Raw genomic sequence first — 25,179 nt, 5'->3', positions numbered from 1 at the left:
CCACCCATGCCGCACGATCATGACCACGGCCATACGCATATCGATCCCGAGAGTGGGGACAAGCGCGTCGCGATAGCCATTTGGGCGAACGGATTGCTGACAGCTGCGCAGATCATTGGCGGTATCCTGTCAGGGAGCATTGCGCTCATTGCCGATGCCTTGCACAATTTTTCTGACATGGCCTCGCTGGTCATCGCTTTCGGTGCGCGCAAAATCGCCAGGCGCCCCGCTGATGCCCGGATGACCTTTGGCTACGGGCGTGTAGAGATCGTAGCGGCGCTCATCAACTACACTTCCCTCATCCTGATTGGGCTATACCTCATCTATGAGGGCGTCATGCGCATGCTAGATCCGCCCCAGGTGGCTGGGTGGACTGTTGTCATTCTGGGGGCCGTGGCCTTGGTTGTCGACACGCTGACGGCAATGCTGACCTATTCCATGCAGAAGGGGAGCGTAAACATTCGAGCGCTTTTCCTTCACAATCTTTCCGATGCTCTCGCCTCGGTTGCGGTCATCATCGGCGGAAGCCTCATTCTCCTTTACGATATGCGATGGGTCGATCCGGCGATCACCATCGGCATTGCACTCTATATACTTTATCTCGCCTTCACCGAGATCGGAAACCCCATCCGCACTTTGATGTTGGGCAGTCCGCCTAACCTCGACAACGATGCCGTTGTCGCCGCCGTGCGCGATGTTGAGGGCGTAGTCGACATCCACCACGTCCACCTCTGGCAAATGGAAGAACATGCATCTGCGCTAGACACCCATGTGATTGTCGAAAAGAAGGCCTGGGACCGCCTAGATAAGATCAAGAGCGCTATTAAGCAGGTAATCAAGGACAGGTTTGACATCACGCACTCAACGCTTGAGTTCGAGCGAGAGGACCAGTCACATCGGCATATGGAACTCTATGGTCACGGCCGGCAACAGGAGGGGGAGACGAACGATGTTTCGTGAAATACTCCAACACGATGACGCCATAGTGGGATTGGTGTGCGAGCGCGAGCTCAGCACGAGCGATCTGCGAGAAATGCATGAGCTTTTGCAGGAGCGCCTGGCTGGGAAGCCTAACCTTGGCCTTCTGGTCCATATGAAGGATTGGACCGGGTACCAAGATATGTCAGCAATGGTGGAGGATCTGAAGATGGACCTTGCCCACCGCAATGACTTCAGCCGCATCGCGATCGTTGGAGACCGCAGTTGGCTAAAGTGGGGCGCTGCGCTCGCCCAATATTTGACCTCGGCCGAGATGCAATGGTTCGATGCGAACGACTTCGATCAGGCGACGAACTGGGTTCGCGGAGGTTACGGGAATTCGGCGTCCGCGTCCCATACCGAGGTTGAGCGCGACTGAGCGCCGGTTTGTTAGCTTGAGACTGACGTTACACTTTGAAGCGAAACAGGAAGGTCGACGAATGGATTGGTCCATAGGGCCTTTGAGCGCCAACATGATTCAGCACGTTGTGCTGATGAATGTTGCCGCGCCCATTGCCGTGCTAGTCGCCCTCCGCTACTTGCCCAGCGGCTTGTCGCGCAGTTGGCATGGGGCAACCGCGGTACAACTCGGCGTCTTCTGGATGTGGCACTCGCCGGTGATGATGAACGCCGCTATGTCATCGCCCCTCCTGCACCTACTCATGCAGGTCTCGATGTTCGCGGTTGCGCTATGGTTTTGGGCAGCCATCCTGACACTGCCAGCGTCCCGGCGATGGGCGGGTATTTTCAGTTTGCTTGTCACTGCCAAGCTCTTTTGTCTTCTTGCAGCTCTCATGATTTTTGCGGGACGACCGCTGTTCGCAACCGGCATGGGCATACACGATGGCGCGGGCATTACGCTTGCTGACCAGGAACTCGCCGGGTTGATAATGATTGTCGCGTGCCCGTTGTTTTACGTTTCTGGGGGCGTCTATATAGCGGCGCGCTGGTTGTTCGAATTGGACGCAGAAAACTCACGCACTGCAGCTTAAAGCTCATCGAAGAGCGCCATCGGCTTTTTCTCTCATTCCAAAGCAGCCGCTCGAAAGGGATGATTTAGCTGTTGCGTTGAGCCGGACATTGGCCCGGACAGGATGCGGGCGCTGAAGTTCGGCTGCGTATGCTCCTGATGGTGGTGCGGTCCTTGACAGGCAGAGGGCGATTTGAGACCTACTTGGCCTGTTTATCCTTCTCTGCGATAGGCGTCACCGAGCTGGCCCATATCCTGGTCTTCCCGATCATCATCGGACGTCCGCTTGGATACTTCCCGCGGGCGGCCAGCATGCTTTTGCTAGCGCCGGCAGCTTAGTGAGGCTTCGAAAGCTTGTGAGGCCGCGCCCGTCGCTAGGAGCATCCGGGAAGGCAGCCGTAATGTTCTTTGCAGGGGACGAGCCCGAAGGCACATCAAGGTGTGCACAAGTGCACCCTATGCGGCACTTAACTACATCTTCGTCGGCTGTCATTCAGATTGACGGCCTTGAGTACATGGTGTTGGGGAAGGCACCTCCCACCGATGTCGTCTCGTCCGACGGTATGCTCTGGTACCGCAGGACAGGGCGACCGCCCAACACTTAAGCCAGTGAACAACCAGCGCAGCGGAATAACGTGGCCTATCGTGGTGCTTCTGGCTGTCAGGATGAGCGAGCAACTGACCTCGGTCGCTCGGGTTCGAGTGATTGAATTTTAACGCCAAAGCGCCGGGCAACGAGGAGCACCACGGTGGGCCAGAGCATTGTGTTGCCGATGTCCCGGAGGGCGCCAGTGACATCGACGTCGAGCACGCCATGATGAATGCCGTCTAGCAGTTCGTTCGCTAATTGTGCGACGAGAACAACTAACCATGGAACGATGCTGGCGGGACCACGCCGGAATAGCAGCATGGCCGCAACGTAGATGCCCAAGCCGATGTGGATATGCAGAGCATCCCTGCTGAGGAACAACAACTCACTAAGGTCGGTTTTTATCTTGTTCAGCATGCCTACCCTCCTGCCGAACCTCTAGCAGACAACCCTTGCAGCAGACTTAAGTAGCAGCAGAACCCGGGCGACAAAGTTAGATTTGCTCCCAAAGCGCGGCCAAGCGTGCACCGGAGGCGCATTATGCGCACCCGGCACCAATGGTTCCCAGCCTCGGCACAAGCGGGATCTGCTTGCCTCCATGCCCCGCATCGGCGATACGATCGCTGACCCTCGCAGGCCGATCTAACTCGGGCAACTTACTCGGACAGCCCAGGCAATGGGGCGGCAAGAGCTTCATCGCGGCGGACGCATGCACCCCGCTTCGCCTGTTTTAATGGCGCCCTGGTCGCCGCCCGTCATACCGAGGCTCAAGGCGTTTATCAGCGCCTTAGAATCGCCGGGAAACCAAGCGAATGGCTCTCATTCCAACAGCATGAGCCTGCATTAGGGATCAAACAAGACGGTCACTGCCCTGTAGGAGGAGGTATGATCGAGCTTCCGGATTTACTGCGTAGGCGCAACCGGCGTGGTGGCAGGTTCAGTCGGTGCCACAGCATCCGGGCTTGTTGGCGTCATTGTCCCGCCGGTCGGCGGGGCGCCTCCTGTGGTCGGCTCCACGGTAGCATCAGGGGTTTCGGCCGCAGGCGCGGCGCCGGCACTGGTACTGACAAAATCGGCAGGCACCAGTGGATCGATCTCGGCGGCGAACTGATCGATCGTTTTGTTGCCAGTGAGCGTCTTACCATTGACATAGAATGTCGGGGTGCCTGACAGGCCAAATTCGTTGAGTGCCTGTTCGCGCAACGCTTCCATCCCAGTGAACAACTCCTGATCCGTCAATGCGGCGTCAAACGTTGCCTGGGTAAACCCCAACTGCGTCGCAATTTCGAAGATGGCGTCGCGGGGCGTCTCGGATGTAGCCCAGTCGGTCTGGGTTCGGAAATAGGTCGCCAGCACGTTATGGAAGTTGGTCGGGCCGGCAGCCTTGGCCAACATGAATACGGCGGCATCCAACACATTACGCACGAAGGGGCGGACGATCAGCTTGATCTTGCCGGTATCCACATACTGCTCGACTAAGGCTGGCAGCACTTCGTTGGAGAAGGTGGCACAGTGCGGGCAAGTGGGAGAGGCATATTCGATGACGGTGACCGGCGCGCGCTCGCTGCCCTGGACATGATCCACCACGCCCCCGGCGGGTGCCATCAGCCGCGCGACATCGATCATGTCCCCTTCGGCAGCATTTGCAACGCCAAGCCCGCACAAGCTGAGCACCGACGCACCAGCGCCCAGTATGACGGCGTCACGGCGGGTAATTTTCACGACTAACGCTCCTGTTTTGATGTGGGGACACTACACGGAGCAAATGTGGGGGCAAGTGGGCACCTTAATCAACCCGGCGTGAACAGCGGGATGGCAATCATTGGCATAATCGGGGCCCGACCTAGCTATCATTTGGCTCGGTCTGCTGGAGAGTGCCTGACCCGACGTCCGCATGACCTGTGTAGCTGCCAGCCCTCACTATCAGAGCCGAGCGACCACAGTCGCTGTATGCGAGCCATCCGATACCAGGTTGATGGTAAAGATCTAGACCGACACCGGTATGACCAGTGCCACTCTGGGCATTTGTGATCGTTCGCTGTCCCGTAGGACACGCGCGCACTTCCGTTATCTCTGCGCCTGGTCCGATAGCTATTCAAGAGCGATCGATTCCCCCGCATTTTCGCGCCTCTGTGCCTTCAAACCGGAGTTTGGCGGGTGAGCATGCTGCCCGAATAATCTACCTAACCCCATTGAGACCATCATTGCTCGCGCACAAGCGCGCCGTGTGACCTTGCGGGATGACCTGTCGGGGCCCAAAGCCCGTGTCTCACCTTGGCTTCTTGACTCCCCAACATCGCTCACACGATTCGGCCTGGGTTGAGCGTAGTCAGCGGTTGTGGGACTGTTGATGGACGTTGGCCGAGCTCCATCGGGCGTCCTGCGGCGTAGTGGCAATCACCATTTGATCCGTCAAGTGAAACAGTTGATCGCTCATCGGCAACAATGCCGCGTGGTTTGTTGATGTCCCTGCGACCTAAAAATCTCTTACGATGGCGGCGGAACCCACCACAAAAATGGAATAGACGTAAAAGCCTATGACCAGAACTGCGAGGAATATCCCAAGAATTAATGAACGCCGCTTGCGTGACCGCAGACCGGCTTGATTGAGAGTTGATCCGCTCATCGAAGCTCCTTTATCAAATCGTCATAAACTTCACGTCAGCTCAATGCACTGCGACATCGATGCGCATGTTGGCAATAACGACCCCGTTCTCCTTCAGCTAGGCGGCCAACGCCCGGGGTACCCCACAGTGTGAAGTCGTAGCCATCGACCGATGACGTGCAAGGCATCACGATTTTTCGTGTGACACCGGCCTGCGCCCCTTTCACCTTCCGTGTCATTTTCGGTGTGGCCGTTGATGTTTCGCAAGCGGTCGCTCACTGAGGCAATCTTTGCGCCAAGTAAGCATCTCGCCGCCCCGCGATGTGTTGGTTTGGAATTCCTATTGCGCTGTCGCGATTTTGGACCGCTGGTCGCCAGGACGCCGCCGATCTACATTGGCTATTCCGTCTTGCTCGTTGCATTCGCCATCCGCTACCGAGTATCTGGTGTGGAGATTGCTAGGTTTGTAGCCTGGATAATCGTGTTGTTGGCCGGGGGTTTCCTTCGCCACTACAACTCTCCTTTGCTATGACGTTCGGCAATGACGGCGGCTCAGCTGATGCGTTCCTTAGCGCCGATAAGGTGAAATCGTGTCCGGCCTTGAACCCTCGGCTCATCCATGGAGTTTGTCGCATGCATTTTAACTCCCGGACAAAGCCTTTATGACATGGCTGGCTGAGACCGCTATGCTGAGCCATGGTTGGCGCCGTTTCCTGCTGCTGCTGGTGGCCGGCGCCGTCGCCGGTCTGTCCGTCCCACCGCTTTTCGTTGTCCCTGCACTCTTCGTGAGCTTCCCGCTTTGGGTCTGGTGCCTAGATGGAGCGGAGCTTAGCCCCGGCTGGCGGCGCCTGTTCGGCCCCGCTTTCGCCATCGGTTTTGCCTTTGGATGGGGCTATTTCACTGTTGCTTTCCATTGGATAGGCACAGCATTTCTAGTGAGTGGCGGGATCATGCAGGTCTTGATGCCGTTTGCGATCCTGACGCTGGCAGCATTGATCGCGTTTTTCTGGGGCCTGGGCAGCGCCTTGGCTCATCTGTTCTGGAGCCATGGTCCCTGGCGCATCGTGACGCTCGCCACTTTCGTAACCATCGCCGAATGGGCGCGCGGCCATGTGTTGACCGGCTTTCCCTTCGACTTGCTGGGGTATGCGCTGACCCCGACCGACGAGATGATGCAGATCACCTCGGTGATCGGCGTCTATGGACTGACCCTAGTGGCGGCGTTGTTGGCGATGACGCCCGCGCTGATCTGGCCCGCTGACGGGCGTAGCCTCAGCGGACGCCTCCTGCCCTTCTTCGTCGCAATGGCGGTTATTGCGGCGCAATTTGGCTATGGCTACAACCGCTTGGCTGGTACCGTTTCCACCGAACGCACGGACATTGCCATGCGGTTGGTGCAGCCCCTGGTTTATGAGCATGCCGATTGGGGCAATGCTGATCCGGTGGCGCTGATCGACCGGTTGCTGATGCTGTCCGAAATGCGGATGTACCCGGCTGACCAGGGGCTGGCCGACATCACCCATCTAGTGTGGCCGGAATCGAGCCTCCCGTTTTTTCTGTCGAGCTATCCAGATGCGCTGGCGCGGATCGCCCGGATGCTACCGGAAACCACCACATTGTTGGCGGGAATTCCGCGGCAACAATACGCGTTGGACCAGAGCCAAAGCTCGGGGCCACCGTTTAATGCGCTGATGGCGATCAACACCAATGGCGAGGTCATTGCGTCCTACGACAAATCCCATCTCGTTCCGTTTGGCGAGTTCCTGCCGTTCAGCCAGTTCTTTTCGAAGCTGGGCATCAAGCAGTTCGTTCCCGGCGCCGAGGGCTGGACGCACGGCGATACGCGGCGCCGGCTGATGAGCCTGCCCAACACGCCGGCGTTTCTGGCGCTGATCTGCTACGAGATCCTGTTTTCAGGCGATCTGGGCGATACGGCCGGCGCGCAATTTATCCTCAACATCACCAATGATGCCTGGTTCGACGGCTCGATTGGGCCGGCTCAGCATGCCCATCATGCCCGGGTGCGGGCGGTTGAGGAAGGCCTGAGCCTGGTCCGGGCCGCCAATACCGGACTGACCTTCGCCACTGACCCCCTGGGACGCATCACGGGGCAGATGGCACCACTGCAGATGGCGGTGCTGGATGTACGTCCCCATCAAAGGCTGGCAGGCACGGTGTTCTCCCAGGTGCGCCACTGGCCTCTGCTGATCGCGCTGCTTGCGGGGCTGCTGATTTCGCTGGTGGTTTCACGCGCCGGGCGCCGCAGAGGGGTTTGAGTACCGCAGAAACACGGTTCCTACAAACACATTGGCCTTCACCTCAGACGCTGTTTGTCGCTGGATCATTTCAAAGTCGTGATGACGGAGGGTGATCAGATTGCCGCTCACCGAGCAGCTCTTTGAATACCGACTTAGCCACTTCGCATTGGCTCAACAGCCACTTTTCAAGAGTGTTAAGAGCGCTCGAAGGCAGTATAGCAGTAGTTGAAAGACCGATGAGACACCGGCCTCCATTGCCTCGGCTATTGAACGACCACGATCGGCGCACCCCACCGGACCCGGTCATAAAGGTCGATGACATCCTGGAAGAGCAACCGTACGCAACCGCTGGACACGGCCTTGCCGATTGAACCGGGGTCCATGTTTCCGTGCAGGCGATAGAGAGTGTCCCGATTGCCCTGGTGAATGTAGAGCGCGCGAGCTCCCAGCGGGTTTTCCGGGCCTGGCTCCATGCCGTTCCGGTACGGTTCAAGTTCGGGCTGTCGTTTGATCATGTCGGATGGGGGCGTCCAGGTCGGCCATTCGCGACCATAGGCGATGTGGCCGCGGCCTTCCCAGGCAAAGCCCTCCCGGCCGATGCCCACGCCGTAGCGCATGGCCCGGCCGTTCTCCATCGTCCAGTAAAGGAAGCGGTTCGGGGTATCGACGACCACCACGCCTGGTTTCTCGCCGGTGATATTGGCGACTTCCTGGCGCCAGTATATTGGGTCGATCAGATCGATTCGGGCTGCCGGAACGGGAAAGCGCTCGTCGGGTATAGCCGCATACATGGCGAGGTATTCGGGTGGTATCGCCGGTGCGGGAGGCGTAACGGGTACTGTGGGCTTGGTGGTCGTGCAGCCGGCCAGAGCAAATGCGGCAAGGCTTGTGGCACCCAGCATCATGTGCCGGCGCGAAATCATAGTCATATGCATATCATCCAGCAGCCTTCGCGGCTGCCTCTCAAAGGAAGCAGGATCGGGGTGTTCGGACCGGTTTCTGTCGCCAGCGTTCCTAGACGGCTCGCGGAGGTCGGAAACGTCCATCATCGCTCAGGGAAGTGAGGGCGCTATCCTGCGCCGCTGTGAACACCGCAGCTTGCGCATAGACACTGCACGCCTCCACGAACGGCAAGACGCCAATTGCCTGCTGGCATGATATCACGTGCCCACTGATGTTCTTTGGACAGGCCTTGAAAGCTGGCGCGCCGCGTTGAAGGGCATCCGCGTCAACGCAAAGCTGCTGGCTTCCTGCGGTTCCGAAATTACCACTCGCCAAGGCAGTTGCCATCGTTGGCCCCGGAACCGCGGCCACCAATCCAAATAGTACAGCAATGAGCAACAGGAACCTGTTCATGACCTGATACTATTGCATTTTGAATTAGAATGCGAGGCGCCGGAAGTGGGTCTGCTGCGTTGCGTCTGCGCGAGGCCGCTCGGATAACAGCATTAACGGCCGATGACGCCGGGAACGTGAGGCCATAGAGCCTACTTCGGCGAATGCGCCACCGAGTAGGAAGCACCGCACCACCCGCCTCCGTCTTGCCGAGCCCGCCAACGAGGTGGCAGAGGCTCCACTCTTGACGCCAGCACCCTATCAATTTAACCCCCGCGTGGGAGAAGTCGCCCGCAGGACGGATGAGGGCGCTTTCTATGACCGACAACGCCGCTACTCCCCGCCGGCGCTTTGCCCTTGTCGATATCACTCGCGGCGTCGCCCTCATTGCCATGGTGGTCTATCACCTGTTCTGGGATCTGAGCTATTTCCGCTTCATCGCCTCCGATGTGGGGTACGACCCGGCCTGGGTATTGTTTGCGCGCAGCATACTTGCGGTTTTTCTGTTCTTGGTCGGGGTCGGGCTGGTGTTGGGCCACGGGCGCGGCGGCATTCACTGGCGGAGCTTCTGGAGGCGCTGGGTCTTTGTTGTTGGTGGTGCGCTAGCCATCAGCGTGGCGACATGGTTCGCCTTCCCGCAGAGCTTTGTCTATTTCGGCGTGCTGCATGCTATCGCCCTGTTCAGCCTGATGGGGCTGGCCTTTGTGCGAACCCCGCTCTGGCTGGCGGCGGGGGTAGCCGCGGTGGTCATCGTGCTGCCCTTCTTTTACTCCGATGCCATGTTCAACGAGAAGGCCTGGTCCTGGATCGGCTTCTGGCAGGTGCCGCCGCCCACCAACGATCTGGTGCCGGTCTTTCCCGGATTAGGTGTTGTGCTGCTGGGCGTTGTCGCTACTCGGCTGGTGCTATCCTCGGCTTGGGCGCCGCGCCTTGAAGCCATCGCACCAGCCGGACGACTGCCGCGCCTACTGGCTTGGCTCGGGCGCTGGAGTCTGTTGCTTTATCTGGTGCACCAGCCCATCCTACTGGGGCTGGTCTATCCGGCCTCCCTGGTTTTTCAGCCGCAGTTGGCCATGCGTAGCGCCGACTTCCTGCGCTCGTGCCAGTCGACATGTCAGGCGGGGGGCACGGCGCCGGGTCTCTGCACCACTTATTGCCAATGCGGGGTCGAGGGCGTCGAGACCAACAGGCTCTGGAACGCCATCGAAACCGGCATGGTCACGGCCGGCGATCAGGCCCTGCTCGATGCGCAGAACCGGCAGTGCTCGGCCTTGATTTGTCCCGACCTCAACGCGCCGCAGTGACGCCCGCGCACTTGCTCAGATTCTACCGTGGATGGTAGGACAAACGGGTCCTGATTGACCGAACTCGGGCCACAGTGGGCTCCACATCGGCATCCATGGCAGCGACTCCTTGCAATCCCTACATGCTCCGGCGACTGTAGGAGAAAGCGGACGTGAGTCACGGGATCGCGATCGGAAAGGTTTCGGAGGCGAGCGGCGCCAAGGTAACGACCGTCAGTTACTACGAACAGATCGGTCTGCCGCCGACGCCGCCCCGCACCGACAGCGGGCGACGCACCTACGATCGCGATAACATCTATCGACTGACCTTCATCCGCCACGCGAGAACTGAGCTTCGAAATCGACCAGATCCGCACCTTGTTGCTCTACTTGCAGGATTGACCTGACTAGTCCTGCGAAGAGGCGCACCTCGTCGCAAAGGCTCGGCGTACCGAGGTGAAGGAGAAGATGGCCAGCCTGACTGCCCTGCCGGCAGAATGAAGCGCATGGTCGACGGCTGCAGTCAAGGTCGTGTCGAGACATGCAAGGTCATCGACAACCTGGCCAATCGCGGCAAGTGCCGGCATCATCTACACGGCTCCTGAGCTTCGTACTTGATTTTGACTCGCTAGTTCCGGCGTCCATTCTTCTGGTTCGACACTTTGCGAGCTGCCAGAGGTGAACGCTTTCACGCCGCCGAATGGCTCTGGCCAAGCTGTTGCACTGAGGAGGAGCGGCAACTCTCTGAGGAGACATCACGACCCGACGAGGCGCCTAGTCAGCGGACTGTATCGTATGATCCGCGAGTCGGATCCGTAGGCCACCTTTAGGACGCGTGGGCAATCTATTCATCGGCATGTCCAGGTTCTGATCATCAACCTGATACCGCATATCTCGGGTAAGCAGGCGGATGGCACTGCTCATGATCGACACAGTCAACCATTCGCCGGGACAGCGATGATCCTTCCGAAGGTCGCCTGCCCCTTGTGGCATGAAACGAAAATCTTGATCTCGCCAGCTCGGGGCCCGCTCCGGGTGGATTGCAAGTGGGTCCGGGTAAATTCTGGCATCTCGGTTTGTGCTGAAGAGGTCGAGCATCACCCACTGGCCACTGTCAAACCTTTTCCCGCCCCAAGAGAACGGACGAAGCGCCCGCCCTCCAATGACCGGAAAGAACGGATACGTTCGACGCACTTCCTCAACGAAGGGCTCAATCCATTCATCTGCTCCCGCGGCAATTCGTATCTGCCATTGCGGGTAGCGGTGGAGTGCCATGGCCGAAAAGAGTATCCAGCGACCGATCGCCACTATAGGGCGTAGCAAGTTGATCAGCTCCACCGCAGCGACCTTTGCGGACAGCTCGTTTCCATCGCTGTCAATCCAACGCGTGATAAAGCTGACTGGGGCATCGTCAGCTGCCTTGATTTCTCCTTTGCGGAGTTGAACGATCAGCCGTTCAAGCCTTCGTTCTAGTGCCGCACGCCGGGCGAGTTCCCGCCACATTCGTGGGCCGATGCGGCCAGCATTTTCTACCATCCCAACCAGTTGATCGCACAGATCATCTATGTCCATGGTGTCAGCAGGTAATCCGCCCCACTCCCAGGCCGCATGCGTCAAGACCAGATTGGACGCTGAGAAAAGTTCCGTTTCTCCATTTGCTATCCAGATTTCCTCAGCTTTCCGCCAATGCCGCTCAAAAAGACTGACCATCCGATCAGGCGGGGTACCAACCAGAAGTTGCGAAAACATCCGCTTACGGTGCCGATGCGCTTCGCCGTCAAGAGATTGAACGCTACCTTTGTCCTGCAGCAGTCGCAGCGTTGAGGGCGGCATGGCGCCCTTCCGGGTGAACAGGTCCTGTCCATAAAAGAGACTAACAGCGCTTTCGCCCCGCAGGCACAGAACAGATCGTAGCATCACCCTTGTCTCGAAACCATCTGTTCCGAGGTCATCGCAACGATTGCTGATGAAGTCGTAGCCCTCGCGCAGAAAGGACAAGGTGCTGTCGAACCCTGAAGCCTGCGGTACTTGACTGTGTTTTTCACTCATAAGCGGAGCAACGATAAAGGGGCTTCGTTGTTCCGCCACATGCTTAGCAGCCATCTCTCAAAAAGGAAGGAGTGGCTCTATGAGGGCCCAGTAATTCCATTCCGCCTATTATGCGAATCCAATGCCAGATTGCCCCTGTCTGAGTCCGAAACTCGTCGCATATTTCGGACACCCTTCTCCGCTCAATAGACTGCCTTAATGGCATCACGGAGCCATAGCGACCGCCACGCGCGGGAATATTAGGGCACCAGAGGCCCGACTTTTATCCGAATGACACATTCGCTTGAAGTGCCATTGTCGGAAATTCCGACATGCGCTATATCTGTGTCGGATTTCTAGACATGAGGTCATCGATGACTGTGTCGATTGCAACAATAGAAGACGTAATCCGTGACGAGATACGGAGCGCCCAAGCTGATCGACCAACCCCGAAGGCAGGGTGGGAGCCCCAAGTGGACTCCCTGGTCATGATATCGATCGCTCTCCGGATCGAAGAAGAATTCAACGTTAAGCTACCTGAGGCGGCAATGCCTCCAGGTGGCTTCGATGACGAGGATACATGCGTGGCTGTCTTTACCCAGCGGGTTGTAGAGTTGCTGGAAGAGCAGCGAACTGAAGAGCAGCCTGAAGGAGAGCACGTGTCATGACCACTGAACGGATCGGCCTCGCCGTTGCCGAGGACGAGAGCTTGGTCCTCGGCGCAAAGCTGCGCGAGGCGAGGGAATATGTGGGGCTCAAGCAGGACCAGGTCGCACAACACATGGAGTTGCCCCGCACGGCGGTGTCGGAAATCGAAAATGGACGCCGTGGCGTCAGCGCCATCGAGTTGAAGAAGCTTGCCCGCCTTTATCAGCGTCCAGTGACGTGGTTCACCGGCGAAGAAAAAGAACCGGCCGTTCCCGCGGATGTTGCGTTCCTAGCGCGCACCGCAAGCGCTCTGTCGGATAACGATCGTCAAGAACTCCAGAGATTTGCAGAGTTCCTGCGTTCCAGGTCGAAGGTATCTGGTGATGGTCGGTCGTAGCGAGCGCGAATCCATCCTTCGCGGCATCCGCGGTGCCAAGCGGCTCCAGCGGGATCTCCGGCTCGACATTGGCGCGTCTCGCGCACAGCGCGTCGATGTGTTTGGGTGCATCGCCCGAATGGGCGCGATGCTGATGTTCCAGCCTCTCGAGCCGCTCCTCGGGGCGTTCATTCGAGAAAATGGCGCTGCGGGGATAATCCTTAGTACGCGGCGCCCGCTCGGCATGCAGCGGTTCACTGCGGCTCACGAGCTCGGCCACCTGTTTCTCGGCCATGATCCGCATGCCGATGATGAGGGCATCTTGCGTCGTGCGCCCTGGGCCAATGACGCTGCGGGAATGCCCGCTGTCCCTCCAGAGGAGCGGGAAGCGGATGCATTCGCTTCGTATTTCCTGCTTCCTCCCTATCTCATCAAAGAGCAGATGGAGCTCCGCGGCTGGAATCCCCGGAACTTCGAGCAGCCCGAAACCGTATATCAGGCGTCTCTCCGGTTCGGTACGAGTTACCGTGCCACGGTCTTCGCGCTCGAACGGGAACACGTCATCGGTCGCAGCCTGGGCCAACAACTCCGAAACGCAGAGCCACGCGACCTGAAACGACAGCTCTTGGGCGACTACACGTTGAAAAACGCGCAGCGCGTCGACGTGTGGCACCTGACGGAGCAAGACCAAGGCGCCGTGATTGAAGCGAGCCGCGACGATCTCTTCCTGCTTCGACTTAAGGAGGACAGCGGAAGCGGTTACGTCTGGACATTCGACGAACTTCGCGACGCTGGCTTCGCAATTCTGAGAGACGGACGGGAACCCGTTCCCGCGGGTCAGATCGGCGCGCCCACCGTGCGACGCGTTCTAGCCCATGCGGAGAGGCCCTTGGCGGGAATGCTGACGTTGCGCGAGGTGAGGCCGTGGGCCCCTGATGATGATCCGCAGCTCCTGACACTGTACTGCAAGACAGCGACGAGTGACGAGACTGGTTTGTTCGAGCCGCAGCGCGAGGAGCTCTTGGCTGCCTCATGACGCTGGATGTCGTACAAGATCTGCGGCCTGTTCTCGGACCTGTACGCGATCAGGGCCGCCGCCCTACATGCTTGTCGTTTGCGGCCTCGGCAGCACATGAGAAGGCGCGTGGTGACGTAGATCCCCTCTGCGTAGAGTGGTTGTTTCACCATGCCGCACAGCGCGCCGGCACCGGGCCTAGTCAGGGTACCACTCTACTGGACACCCGCCAAGTCCTGCAGGACATCGGCCAACCACTCGAGGCGTCCTGGCCCTATGATGGTCGGCCCATTGACGGCGCCGCATGGCGCCCTCCTTCCGGGGTCTCTCCGCTTTTTCGGTGCGGCTCAGATGGCTGCGGCACAAACCTTGCACAAGTTCGGCAAGCGCTCGATGGCGGCAAGCCGGTGGTCCTTGCGATCTTTGTTTCGGCCGCTTTCACTGCAGCGACAACTTGGCTCCGAACAGGAAACGAGATCATCCTCCCCGATGACAGCGAACCGATTGACCCTCAGCGCGGACACGCAGTGGTCGCCGTTGGGTATGGCCAAATCGGAAGTGAGGACCTCATCCTGGTGCGGAATTCGTGGGGTCCGGCCTGGGGCGCCGATGGGCATGCTTGGGTAAGAGAAACATATGTAGCCCGCCGTCTGTTCGGCGGATTCAGCATCAGCGAAGGAGACGGCGATGTTCTACAATCCGATGCCGGCGGCATCCACGCCCACGCGCGCGTGGGTTGAGGCAGCAGTCCGCCTCCGGGCCGAGCCCAACCTTACTCTCGGCGGCCTTATGCTTCACATCGAGCACCCCGTTGGTGCGGATGATGATGATGACGCTGTGATCATGACGGTGGACCGCTTTCTCAGGCAACATGGTGCATACCCCGTCTCTACCGTGGTCAACACAATCTTTCCCTCCGCGCTAGACCGGGGCGACGGAATCGATGCTCTGCGAGAGCGCTACATGGAAGTCTATAAGCGCCGTATGTGCACTCCGGGCGAATGGGGGCGCTACTTCGAGCGGATGGTCAGTTGGCAGGACCGCAAAGGCGGCCATATCGACCAGGTCGCCGAGAATATCCGGATGTTGAAAAACGCCCGCGAGGGACGCTTCTATGAGAACCGTTATGAGATCATCATCTCAGACCCGGCGAGAGATTTGCGCAAAGCGCTAAACAGGCAATGCCTGAGCATGATCGAGTTGAAGCCGGAACGGAACGGCTCCCTGCACATGATCGCGCTCTATCGGAACCACTATTACGTCCAAAAGACTTTGGGCAACCTGCTGGGTCTGGGCCGTCTCCTGGAATTCATCGCCCGAGAATCCGGCTTCGAGGTCGGCACGCTGACCGTGAATTCCACATCGGCCCGCCTCGACACTGAAGGCTGGGGCAAAGCCGACGTCCTCTCTTTGGTAGACGATTGTGCGGCGCGGCTCCTCAGGACGGCTGCCTGAGGGGGCAGGCTCACGCTCGCGCGGCAGCGTCGCGGTAAGTTTTCCGGGTCGCGACAGAGGAGGACGCTAGGCGAAGAGCGGGAGGGTTTCGTGCTTGTCCATGAGACCCAGGCCGTAGTGTGCGCTGACGCCCTCGATGAACTCGGTTTGCCCGCCGTAACTGGGATGCCTGACCTTCTCTGCGGTAACCCCGAGATCCTCAAGTGCCAGCTGAGCATCGCGGCCGATCGCGAGAACGCGTCGCGGTGCCAGGAGGTGGATAAGCCCGACCATCACGTGCCTACTGGCCAGTCGTTCGCTGCGGGTATGGCAGCGATTGGACATAGGGTCCCCGGCGACATGAGGATGGAGCGGAAAGACGTTCCAAAGGAAGACAGGCTGCCTGATGGCAATAAGCATCTGCCAGATCACGGTCGCAGTACGTTCAGCGACCATGGGACCATTGGTGGAACGCGACAAGGGGGGCGTGCCCAGCAGGTCAGCGTGCGCGGCCAGGTGTGCTTCGTCTGTCAGGGCCAAACCGGTCCGGCGTCCGCCGCGGTAACCCAGGTCACGGGCCACCCAAATAGATTCAACGCCTCGGTCGATCGCTGCGTCCAGCACCATCTCCAGGTTGTGGCGGCGAATCTGAGCGGCGTCGGGACGGTCGAAGTCCGAGCACAGGTCCGAGTATGGGTTGAAGGCGTCTTCGAACCTTAGGCCGGTAACGAGTTCTACAAATTCTGCGGCGTTCCGTGGGTAGTCACTCATGGCAGCTCTTCAAAATCGATCGTACGCTTGGTTAGGTCAATGACGACCGCGCCATTGCGATGCTTCTTGAGTTCTCGAAACACCCGAAACCCTTCCAGGATCGCTCGCTCCCACTGCCAGAGCGGGCGCTTCTCAACCTCGTAGCCGCGTACCAGCTCATGGACAGCCTTAAGCAGGCCGTAGTCGAGAGAGGTAGCGTTTCGAAACTCGGCCTGCCGTAGACCATGATTGAAGATCCACGTCGAGATGCCTTCTTCGATGATGTTGGCGCGCGCGCCATCCTCGTTCTCATCGACCTCTGGCCGGCTTTTGCGTTTCAGACGCAGCAGCGCCCGCATTGTCGGCGACCAGCCAAGGATACCGGCGAAGGCCAGGTGAAAGACGTCGTGGTATCGGTAGTCGTCCTGTTCGTGGCGATTGTCGGTCAGCGGGCTGCCGAGATTAACGCCGTTCCATCGCTGAACGACAAATGTCCGACCGTTCACCGTTCTCTCGATGAACTCGACCCGCATCTGCCGTGGTAATTGCTCATAGTCGGGGAAGCCTTCATCGAAGAGAGGGCCCCAGTGCCGCTGGTCCGGCCAGCGACCGAGCGTCTTGGCCACATTGTTACGGGCCGCCTGTTCGAGGCTCACATGAGCGTCGTCGGCCGCCATCAGCAGCGCGCGAAAAATCTCAACTAGGTCGGCCGACAGACGATCGCGGTTCTCCTTGATCTGCCCTTCGCTCCAATCAGCCAGGAGCACCCCAACCTTGCCTGCTAAAGCGAGCAGCCGGTGCTCTACCTCCTCGCCTGCCAGGATTTCCACGAAGGGCACTTCGGACTGCTGCAGGTCCTCGAATGTCGAGGCTCCTGATCGGCCCTTATAGTCCCAATCCTCAAGCCTGGCCGGAACGCTTCGGGCGATCTGGCTTAGCGGCAGCTCAGCGCGGAGTGCGGCGTTCGCGAAGTACCAGAGAGCGTCGCCCAGTTCTTCAATAACCTCGTCGTGGTAGGCGGCGAAGGCATCCTTGTCGCGCTGCTTTTTCTTGAGAGCACTGAGAAGGCTTCCTACCTCCCCGAACAAGCCTAGGAGCACAAAGCCCAGTCCATCGACGCCGGACTTGTCGTTCCGATCGGTTCGGGTGGTGAAGGCCTGGAACTCATCAAGCCCGATGGGGCGGTCTCTATCACCGAAGAGGGAGCCTTGGCTCCTGAGCAGCGCACGCCCGTCTACAGCCATATTGATTCCCCCCTCCAAGAATCTTGCCGCAGGCAAACCATTGACGCAAGTGAATCGGAAAGCGAATTCTTCCCACATGGGAAGTGGCCAAGCATAGTCTGCAACCGCGATTGGCCGCACGAGGGGATTTAATGGATTCGACTTCAGCGACGTTCCTGCACGTTACGGATGCCCACATCGCCTACGAGGGAACGGCATTGGAGCGGGATGACCGTAAGAACGCGGTCGTTGGCCTGCCGGCACAAACACGTGAGGCAGCCCTTCGACAGGTGTTCGAGCGCCTGGCGGAACGACTAAAGCGCGAAGACCGCACCCTCGATGGGGTGATCTTCTCGGGCGATGCGCAGGACCGTGGCAGGCAGGGCGGCCACGCGTTGTTGTTTGATCTGCTGCTCAACCACTTTGCCGCCTTCGGCATCACGGCCGAGCGGATCGTCGCGACGCCCGGCAATCACGATGTCGATCGCGCCTATGATCCGGGGACCGCCGAGCGTTACAGGGACTTTTGCGCGACATGGCGCGACCGTGGATGCGTTGTGCCGTGGCTCGATGGCGTCGATGACGTTGGCCCCGCAGCGCCCCATTCGCTTGTTGATACCGACGGCCGCTGGGCGATCTTCCCGATCAACTCGAGCAACTGGTGCCATGCCGCAGCCGTTCTTCCTGAACCACTGGCAACCGTGTGGTCGCAATTGCCTCAACTGGCCGCCGGCGACGACGAAGAAATGGAATCCGAGCTACGAAAGCAGCTCGACGGGCTCGCCCGCTACGACATGGCAAGGGTCTCGGAACAGCAACTGGAGCAAGTGAGACGGTTCGTTGACGCAACTCTGCTGCCGGACAATGGGCGGCAGCTGCGTATCGCGGTGCTCCACCATCATTTGCGGGCGCCAAGCCTTCGAGAGGAGATCAAGGCATTTGCAGATCTCTCCAATCTTGAGCAGGTAAGGGGGTTCCTCCGAGACCGCGCGTTCGACGTCGTCGTTCACGGTCACAAACATGAACACGCGGCACAATTCGATCACATCTATGACCATGGTGGTGACGGCGCCCGACGCGTGTTGGTCGTTTCCGGCGCTACTTTCGAGGCTGGCCGCGAAACCGACGCCGTGCGCTTGCTCACTTTCGAAGGGTTGCCCTACACTCCATCGATTCGCGTTGAACCTATCCCGCTGCAACGCGGCGGAGTCGATGCGCCGGCCTTTACGGCCATCACGAAGCGCCTTTGGGCGTCGGAAAACCTCACCGACGGACCGACAACGATTCAAGGCAGCGACATCGACGAGGTTTACGAGCGGGTGGTGGAGGTCGCTCGGGTGGAGGCCGAGGGCAATACGTTGATCGTTCATTTGGACCTGCCGTCCCACCAGACGGACCGGTTACCATTGCCCAACAACTACCCGATGGCCGAGCCGCTTGAACCGGGTGCTCGTCAGGAATGGCTGCGCGAACTGGTTGGATGGTGGCAACTCGGCCGATCCAAGCTGGAACAGCGGATGCCTTTTGTCCATGGCACGCGGCTGCGCCGCTACGGCGGCAAAATCGATCAGATCGAGCGGATCAAGAAGCTTCTCAAGCAAAAGGCCAGCACGCGCGCACTCGCCGTTCTGGTGGATCCGTTTCGCGACTTTACCGCCGATGGAAGCGGCGAAGAGTTTGCCTCGTTCAGTCTCGTAGAATTCAAGCGCAGGAACCTTGGAAACGGTCGGAGCTCGGTAGAAGTAATCGCGTTCTACCGAGCCCAGGAGTTTGCGCGATGGTGGCCGATCAACGTGGCCGAGCTGCGGTCGCTGCAGATTGAGGTGTGCCGCCATCTCAATTTCGATGCAGGCAGGATCACCACTATTGCCGCCGATGCTCGCACGCATTCCCGAAGCCCAACGCAAGTCGCCATGCCCATCGTGGATCGTTGGCTGGACCAGGCGCCCGAGCGTTTGCATGCCCTTGCTAATGTGCTCGTTCATAGGGCTGCCCGAAACGACAAGGAGCGTGCGGCGCTTGAGGGATGGGGTCGCTGCCTCACCGAGCTTGAGGATGTGGCCAAGAATTATAATCCAGATGGCGTGCCTGTTGCCGTGGAGGGTCTCGAAGTTCTGGCTTCGTATGTGCAGGTTAGCGCCGAGAGTGACCCCGCTCTCGCTAAACTGGTGCGCGAACTGACCAGGCTCGCCGAAGACAATCGGGGTTTCGAGCATGGTGCCCGCGATCGATCAGCCTTCGACACCTGGTCCAAGCGCACACTCGTTTCGATCACGGACCTGCGAGAAATGACGGCTCAGCGCATTTCTCCAAGTTCATCGTGATGCAGTTTGCCGGAGCCGAGCAACTGCGTTCCCGTTGACAGCGCGACTTGTCCTGTGAATAGTTGTCCTCTGTCCCCGGACAAAGGACAGGACGCAATGAAAAGCCAAGATGTGGTCATCCTATTAAAGCTGGTAAGTCTGGAGGACAACGAGCGAAATGCCGGTTCGTCGCCTCAGCCGCGCGGGCTCGCCGGAGGTGAGGACCCATATTCCGTACGCGGCCTCGAAGCGGCGCTTGGCATCAGCAAAACCGAGGTCAGCGCTTCGCTCAACCGCAGCATTGCATCGGGCATCGCCATCAAGGACCGAAAGTCCGGCCGACCCAAGCCGAGCAAACACCAGCTACGCGAATTCATCGTTCACGGCCTGAAATTTGTCTTTCCCGCGACGCCAGGTGCCATGCAGCGCGGGCTGCCGACGGCTTTTGCGGCGCCTGTCCTTCGAGAATCGTTGCACAGCGCCGGCAGTCTCATCAGCGTGTGGCCATACGCTCGCGGCCAGGAAATGGGTCAATCCGTCGAGCCACTCTTCAAAACGGTGCCGGAAGCCGCGGAAAAGGATGAGCGTCTTTATGAGTATCTCGCCCTCGTCGACGCCGTCCGCCTGGGCAACCAACGGGAGGCCAACCTGGCGGCGAAGCTGTTGACTGAGAGGTTGGGATGACAATCCAAGGGCAGCTCAAGGAAATGCTGAAGACAGTTGCTGTTGCGCTCGGCGACGAGTTGCTGGAGCGCCTGGTCTTTGTCGGGGGCTGCACAACGGCTCTCTACATAACCGATCCCGTTACTCTCGAAGGTGTTAGGGCGACCGACGATGTCGACCTGATTGTCGATCTCGCCGGGTATGCCGAATGGGCGGAGCTGATGGCCCAGTTGCGCGAGCGGGGCTTCACCGAGTCGCCGGACGACAATGTCATTTGCCGGATGAAACTTGGCGAACTCAAAGTCGACTTCATGCCGGACGACGAGGCGATCCTTGGCTTCACCAATCGTTGGTATGGCAAGGGTATTGAGACGGCGGTCCCGGCAGAGCTGGAGGAAACGCTTGTGATCCGGCGCCTCACGGCCCCCCTATTTGTCGCAACCAAGCTGGAGGCCTATCGCGGTCGCGGCGAAGGCGACCTCATAGGGAGCCGAGATGCCGAGGACATTCTCTTGCTCGTCGACGGCCGAGAGGCGCTCATCGAGGAAATCGCGGAGGCAGAGCCCGAGCTCCGAACCTACATCGCCGAGCAAATGGCGGAGCTTCTTGCAGATCAGAACTTCGACCATTTCCTGCAGGGGAACATTCGAGGACCGGCGGGCCGTGCTGACATTGTCTACGATCGCCTTGTGGCCTTGAGCCAGTTAAGTGCCGAATGAGATGACTTTTGAAATCGAGTGGCACTCTCAGCAGGGAACCAGAACAGCCGACAACCGCGACCACGCCGGCATTGGCGTCCGTGGCGATAAACTTCTGGCGATCGTTCTCGACGGATCCACTCGGGGACCAACAAGCGGTCAGTTTGCTGAGAAAATCGCGCGACTGATGGTCAACTGGTTCGTGGCCAGTGCCGACGAGACGACTTCGGAGACTATGGCCGAACAGCTTCGCGTCGCTCATGCTGCGCTGGCAAAGGACTTTCGAAGCGACTCGGCGAGCTATGCGCTTCTGTACGCAGAAGCGACGCGACCGGTGGTCGTGCTGCACGCGGGCGACTGCCTCGTCGGCCGTGCTGATAATGGACAGACAACGTGGCTATGCAACCTCACACTCTGGCAAACGCTCTTGCATCCGTTCCGATCGATATCCTCGCGAAAGAGCCTGCGCGTCATGTTCTGACGCGAAGCTTCCGATCGAAGCACTTCACGGCGCCAGACCTTAGCTTCATCGAACTGGACGATCGGCCTTTGCTCGTCGCAACGGACGGTTTGTGGGCCGACATAGGCGCTGACGGTCAGATCGCCTTTGTGAACGGGGATCGTCTCCCGCATGGAGACGAGCAAGATGACAGAAGTGTCATCTTGATTTCCCGGATCAAGTCCGACGGCGGGATCACGGTCGCCGGCGATCAGGCTGCCTCGAACCTTTATGTGAGAATAGAGTAACGAGGGCGATACGACATTGTCCCGAGGGAGTGGACGGAAATGGATAGCGATGTTGGCGGGGCTAACCCGTCGTATCAGGGCTACGACTACCAGAAGCTTGTGACCGTCTGGGTCGCGCTTCGACTGATGTTCGGTCCTGATGCCAGCGCTGACGAAATAATCGTCGAGCCAGCCTCGCACGACGACGTCAAGGCTAACCTCGCCGTGCCCGCCGAAGCGGCCGAAGCAAGCCTGAAGATATCGGCGACGGGCGAGCTCCACGTGCAAGTAAAATTCAAGGGAGCGGGCTTCTGGAGTGCAAAGGACTTTGCCGCCGTGGTGGAGGACAAAGCCGCCAAGGGGACCAAAGGGCCAAAGGCCCGCGCCCGCGCGAAGGCTCTGCTACTGGGCGACGCCAACCGTCGCTATGTCTTTATCACAAATACCAGCGTCGACGCCGTCTTGGCAAAAGGTCGAGTGAAAAGTCCGGGAGATCGCTCGAATGCCACCTTCATCCCCACCAACCTCAAGGGGAGTGCAAAGGAAAAGCAGAGCCTCGCCGGTCGCTTCGCCCTGATTGAGGGCATGACTCTCCAAGAGGCACGGCGTCAGATCGATGAGATCCTGACTGCCCATCTGCACGTTCCCATCCAGAGCCTCGACCCCGTCGTCGATCGGCTCAAGCGGATGGTGGAAGACCGCTTCCTTGAGGTCCCCGATCCGCTCCGTAGACGTGATGTTGAAAAAGTCGCCGAGGAGTACGGCGGCATCCCGCATCCCAATCCGCAATTGGCCCGGTACGTGCCACCCGCCAATCTCGCAGACGCCGAAAACAGCCTGACGAAGCTGGGCGCCGTACTGCTCATTGGACCGTCTGGCTACGGCAAGAGTCTTACCGCCGACAAGCTGACTTACGATCGGCGGCAGGCCGACCCTCCCTACCAGGTCGTGAGGGAGATGGCCGGACTGGCCGCGATCGAGGCCGCTTTCGCAGCGCCCGGACGAGTCTTGTTTCATCTCGAGGATCCTTGGGGACAATCCGGCCTGAAAAGGAGCGAAGCTGAGGACTGGTCGAAGCGGATCGCCGCCCTCATCCAGCAAAGGGCGCCCGACAAGCAATTCGTGATCACCTCGAGGAGCGAAATTTATCGGGCGGCCCTAGGTGCAGTGCCAGCCCCGACCTGGTCGGACCGAGCTGTCGTGATCGATGATGCCGCCTATGACAACGACGCCCGACGCGCTGTCCTGCATGGCGGGCTGGCGACTGCTGTGTCGTGGCGCCAGGACCTTGTGCATCAGCACGAGCCGCGCCTACTCCGCGAACTCAAGTCGCCTTTCGAGCTCATCGCATTTGGGCGAGAACTGACGGCCATTTCCAAGCCGGATGAGGCCGATGTCAATCGGCTTGTAGACCGGGCACTCAGCGACAGCCGCCTACAAGTGGTACGAGATCAGATCGGTGCCTTCGGTGATCGCGGTGTTCGCGGGGCCGCCGTACTGTGGTCACTGCTACGTTACTCCCAGAACCTACAACCAGGGGCACTCGCCCGTTTGCGGCGCGAAGTCGATCGTGCCGCGAAGGACGACGACATCGCCCTGGACGATTTGGCCCTGCATCTCGCCCAGACGCAGCTAACCAAAGACGGTGACGGCGCTTACACGGCCCACGCCAAGGTGATCGAGGCTGTGGAAAGCCTGGCTCGCGAATACCCTCGGGCAGCTGAAACCGGGCTGAACGCTGCAACGCGGGCTGCCGTCGCGTTAGCCGAGAGGGAGCCAGACTGGCTGGATGCGTTGCAGAGGCTTGTCGCCGGAGCCCGCGAGCTCGAAGGGAGTGGGGTGCTTCTGGACGAAGACATCGTGATTGCCTTCGAGGGCTTCTTGATCGACGGCCTCAGCAACGCTGTAGGAAACTCCGGCGCTTTTCGGAAGGCCTGGCGGGCAGCAAGTCGCCAGCTCACCACGACGACGCCAATTGGTCGGTTGGTCGACTGGCTCGAACGCGGCGCACCCAAGGAGAGTGGATGGGCGGGATTTGGTTGGCAACCGCCAAAAATCACGAAGGTCATGCGCGACGCGATTGTGGCCGCTGATCCCGGCCTGCGTATCCTCAGAGGGTTCATCGCTCACCAGCTTCCGTGGACGTCCACCGACTATGACGCCGATAAATTCCTGTCTTGGCTGAAGCCATTTGGGGTTGATTTCACGGACGCGTTCCTCACTGCGGGTCGCCACGTGGTCGGGGCCGCAGACTTCGTGATGAGCGCCGACGCGATCTCCGAGGGTGCAATGACGGGCCGGAATCCCCCACACGACATTGTCTGGGATCAGATCCTGGAAATGGACGCGGCGGTTGATGCGGCCTTGACCGCCTCGAGGGAAGAGCGACGCCAGGCCTGGCAGGGTGAGCTCGATTTTGCGGCAGGGCTGGCTATTCAAGAGCGCGTCGAGGATGAGGGACCCTCCGCCGCACACTTCGCGAAGGGCTATGTTAAGGCGCGCCGCCGGCAGGAGGGCCACAGCTGGATTCAGAATCATCCGCGCCCGGACCTTATTCTGCCCCTGTGGGCAGAGACGATGCGTCACAGCTCGCCGAAGGTGACCCCTGCGGAACTCGACGCGTTTTTCTCGATGGCCGGAGATGATGATCGTCTGCAGGCCGAGGGTCTGGGCGTTATCGCCGACCGCCGTCTTTCCTTCGCACGCGGTCGCGTCTTGGCGGCGCTGAGCAGCGGTGGCCCCAAGGCCGTGGATGCTGCAGTTCGTGCCCTGTCCTTCCTGGAAGGCGACGGTGCTGATAATTCGGGAAAGTCGTCGGCTCAGGCGATCCTGCTCGCGCTTTTGCCCACGCTCACGCCAACCCGCGCCGCCCTGCTGGCCTCAGAAATCACGGACCTGGAATTCGGTAAGAAGAAGGCTGCGCTGGCGCAGCGGGTGCTCGCAGCAAGTCCCCCCGACGGCGCTGCCGCCGTTCACCTGGCCTTGGCGCGGACGCTGGGCGCCGACGATGCGACGCTACTGCAGCGTTTCCGCGAACTTCCGCCGGGCCAAGCGGATACCTTGATGGCCCAGGGACCGCGCGGTCTAGCACGGCTTCTTCTGGTAATCTCCGCGGCCGAGGGCCACGATGTCTTCGCTCTGGCCGAGGAGTGGGCGGTCTCCGACGACGAAGACGACGCCCAAGCCGCGATTCAAGCGCTGGCCTCGCTCAACACGGCACAGGGCCGAACGGCGATCATCAAAGCGCTTCACCACTCCCACTATGAAGTTCGCCGCTCCGCGCTGCAGGCACTCTCA

23 protein-coding genes are annotated in these 25,179 nt (G+C 59.7%); 16 read left to right on the top strand and 7 right to left on the bottom strand.

Going from position 1 to position 25,179, the window contains the following annotated elements:
- Positions 1 to 6 precede the first annotated feature (6 nt).
- From IE127_RS19090 to IE127_RS19080, 3 genes are all read left to right on the top strand, one after another.
- Entirely contained in the window at positions 7 to 960 is a 954-nt protein-coding gene (locus IE127_RS19090) for a cation diffusion facilitator family transporter (protein ID WP_189427398.1), read from the top strand.
- Positions 950 to 1,357, top strand: a complete 408-nt coding sequence (locus IE127_RS19085; protein WP_189427397.1) for a SpoIIAA family protein — start codon at positions 950 to 952, stop codon at positions 1,355 to 1,357. The genes IE127_RS19090 and IE127_RS19085 overlap by 11 nt, the downstream gene beginning before the upstream one ends.
- An 82-nt stretch (positions 1,358 to 1,439) precedes the next feature.
- Positions 1,440 to 1,970 (top strand): cytochrome c oxidase assembly protein, encoded by a 531-nt coding sequence (locus IE127_RS19080; RefSeq protein WP_189427396.1) that lies wholly within the window; start codon positions 1,440 to 1,442, stop codon positions 1,968 to 1,970.
- A gap of 639 nt (positions 1,971 to 2,609) precedes the next feature.
- Here IE127_RS19080 and IE127_RS19075 read toward each other — a convergent pair.
- Positions 2,610 to 2,954 (bottom strand): hypothetical protein, encoded by a 345-nt coding sequence (locus IE127_RS19075; protein WP_189427395.1) that lies wholly within the window; start codon positions 2,952 to 2,954, stop codon positions 2,610 to 2,612.
- Positions 2,955 to 3,440: 486 nt separating this feature from the next.
- Positions 3,441 to 4,163 carry a DsbA family protein gene (locus IE127_RS19070; protein ID WP_189427394.1) on the bottom strand — a complete coding sequence of 241 codons (723 nt, stop codon included), beginning with the start codon at positions 4,161 to 4,163 and terminating at the stop codon, positions 3,441 to 3,443.
- Positions 4,164 to 5,804: 1,641 nt separating this feature from the next.
- On the opposite strand from IE127_RS19070, the gene lnt reads away from it, so the two are divergent.
- Complete coding sequence (gene lnt, locus IE127_RS19065; protein WP_189427393.1) at positions 5,805 to 7,418, top strand: apolipoprotein N-acyltransferase; 1,614 nt, start codon at positions 5,805 to 5,807, stop codon at positions 7,416 to 7,418.
- 245 nt (positions 7,419 to 7,663) lie between these two features.
- Here the strand turns inward: lnt and IE127_RS19060 are convergent, their stop codons facing one another.
- Positions 7,664 to 8,335: a L,D-transpeptidase gene (locus tag IE127_RS19060; RefSeq protein WP_189427392.1), complete on the bottom strand. Its 672-nt coding sequence runs from the start codon at positions 8,333 to 8,335 to the stop codon at positions 7,664 to 7,666.
- A gap of 717 nt (positions 8,336 to 9,052) precedes the next feature.
- Here IE127_RS19060 and IE127_RS19055 point away from each other — a divergent pair.
- Both IE127_RS19055 and IE127_RS19950 read left to right on the top strand, forming a co-directional pair.
- Positions 9,053 to 10,039, top strand: coding sequence for a heparan-alpha-glucosaminide N-acetyltransferase (locus tag IE127_RS19055; protein WP_189427391.1), 987 nt, complete (start codon positions 9,053 to 9,055; stop codon positions 10,037 to 10,039).
- Between the two features lie 152 nt (positions 10,040 to 10,191).
- Complete coding sequence (locus IE127_RS19950) at positions 10,192 to 10,425, top strand: MerR family transcriptional regulator (RefSeq protein ID WP_373297343.1); 234 nt, start codon at positions 10,192 to 10,194, stop codon at positions 10,423 to 10,425.
- On the opposite strand, the gene IE127_RS19945 is transcribed toward IE127_RS19950, so the two are convergent.
- Positions 10,426 to 10,608 carry a hypothetical protein gene (locus tag IE127_RS19945; protein ID WP_373297342.1) on the bottom strand — a complete coding sequence of 61 codons (183 nt, stop codon included), beginning with the start codon at positions 10,606 to 10,608 and terminating at the stop codon, positions 10,426 to 10,428.
- A 184-nt stretch (positions 10,609 to 10,792) separates the two neighbouring features.
- Positions 10,793 to 12,121: a cytochrome P450 family protein gene (locus IE127_RS19045; RefSeq protein WP_210310556.1), complete on the bottom strand. Its 1,329-nt coding sequence runs from the start codon at positions 12,119 to 12,121 to the stop codon at positions 10,793 to 10,795.
- 299 nt (positions 12,122 to 12,420) lie between these two features.
- Between IE127_RS19045 and IE127_RS19040 the strand changes: the two genes are divergently transcribed.
- From IE127_RS19040 to IE127_RS19020, 5 genes are read left to right on the top strand one after another with little or no spacing between them, the layout of a single operon-like run.
- Entirely contained in the window at positions 12,421 to 12,714 is a 294-nt protein-coding gene (locus IE127_RS19040; protein ID WP_189427389.1) for a hypothetical protein, read from the top strand.
- The gene (locus tag IE127_RS19035) at positions 12,711 to 13,091 is read left to right on the top strand and encodes a helix-turn-helix domain-containing protein (RefSeq protein ID WP_189427388.1); all 381 of its coding nucleotides are present in this window, start codon (positions 12,711 to 12,713) and stop codon (positions 13,089 to 13,091) included. Before IE127_RS19040 ends, IE127_RS19035 begins: the two co-directional genes overlap by 4 nt.
- Entirely contained in the window at positions 13,078 to 14,106 is a 1,029-nt protein-coding gene (locus IE127_RS19030; RefSeq protein ID WP_189427387.1) for an ImmA/IrrE family metallo-endopeptidase, read from the top strand. The genes IE127_RS19035 and IE127_RS19030 overlap by 14 nt, the downstream gene beginning before the upstream one ends.
- Positions 14,103 to 14,825, top strand: a complete 723-nt coding sequence (locus tag IE127_RS19940) for a C1 family peptidase (protein WP_373297341.1) — start codon at positions 14,103 to 14,105, stop codon at positions 14,823 to 14,825. Before IE127_RS19030 ends, IE127_RS19940 begins: the two co-directional genes overlap by 4 nt.
- Complete coding sequence (locus IE127_RS19020; protein WP_189427385.1) at positions 14,773 to 15,540, top strand: thymidylate synthase family protein; 768 nt, start codon at positions 14,773 to 14,775, stop codon at positions 15,538 to 15,540. Before IE127_RS19940 ends, IE127_RS19020 begins: the two co-directional genes overlap by 53 nt.
- 66 nt (positions 15,541 to 15,606) lie before the next feature.
- Here IE127_RS19020 and IE127_RS19015 read toward each other — a convergent pair whose 3' ends face one another.
- Complete coding sequence (locus IE127_RS19015) at positions 15,607 to 16,290, bottom strand: uracil-DNA glycosylase (protein WP_189427384.1); 684 nt, start codon at positions 16,288 to 16,290, stop codon at positions 15,607 to 15,609.
- The gene (locus IE127_RS19010; RefSeq protein ID WP_189427383.1) at positions 16,287 to 17,513 is read right to left on the bottom strand and encodes a nucleoside triphosphate pyrophosphohydrolase family protein; all 1,227 of its coding nucleotides are present in this window, start codon (positions 17,511 to 17,513) and stop codon (positions 16,287 to 16,289) included. Before IE127_RS19010 ends, IE127_RS19015 begins: the two co-directional genes overlap by 4 nt.
- A gap of 131 nt (positions 17,514 to 17,644) precedes the next feature.
- On the opposite strand from IE127_RS19010, the gene IE127_RS19005 reads away from it, so the two are divergent.
- The 5 genes from IE127_RS19005 to IE127_RS18985 form a co-directional block, all read left to right on the top strand.
- Positions 17,645 to 19,816 (top strand): metallophosphoesterase, encoded by a 2,172-nt coding sequence (locus IE127_RS19005; protein WP_189427382.1) that lies wholly within the window; start codon positions 17,645 to 17,647, stop codon positions 19,814 to 19,816.
- 96 nt (positions 19,817 to 19,912) lie between these two features.
- Positions 19,913 to 20,479, top strand: coding sequence for a hypothetical protein (locus IE127_RS19000; RefSeq protein ID WP_189427381.1), 567 nt, complete (start codon positions 19,913 to 19,915; stop codon positions 20,477 to 20,479).
- Complete coding sequence (locus IE127_RS18995) at positions 20,476 to 21,177, top strand: hypothetical protein (protein WP_189427380.1); 702 nt, start codon at positions 20,476 to 20,478, stop codon at positions 21,175 to 21,177. The genes IE127_RS19000 and IE127_RS18995 overlap by 4 nt, the downstream gene beginning before the upstream one ends.
- 1 nt (position 21,178) lies before the next feature.
- Positions 21,179 to 21,637 carry a hypothetical protein gene (locus IE127_RS18990; RefSeq protein ID WP_189427379.1) on the top strand — a complete coding sequence of 153 codons (459 nt, stop codon included), beginning with the start codon at positions 21,179 to 21,181 and terminating at the stop codon, positions 21,635 to 21,637.
- 470 nt (positions 21,638 to 22,107) lie between these two features.
- Positions 22,108 to 25,179: nSTAND3 domain-containing NTPase (locus IE127_RS18985; RefSeq protein ID WP_189427378.1), on the top strand; the 3,072-nt coding region annotated here is incomplete at its 3' end.

The organism is Devosia pacifica (assembly GCF_014652635.1).
Lineage (GTDB): Bacteria > Pseudomonadota > Alphaproteobacteria > Rhizobiales > Devosiaceae > Devosia > Devosia pacifica.
This window is presented reverse-complemented; position numbering and strand designations above follow the sequence as displayed.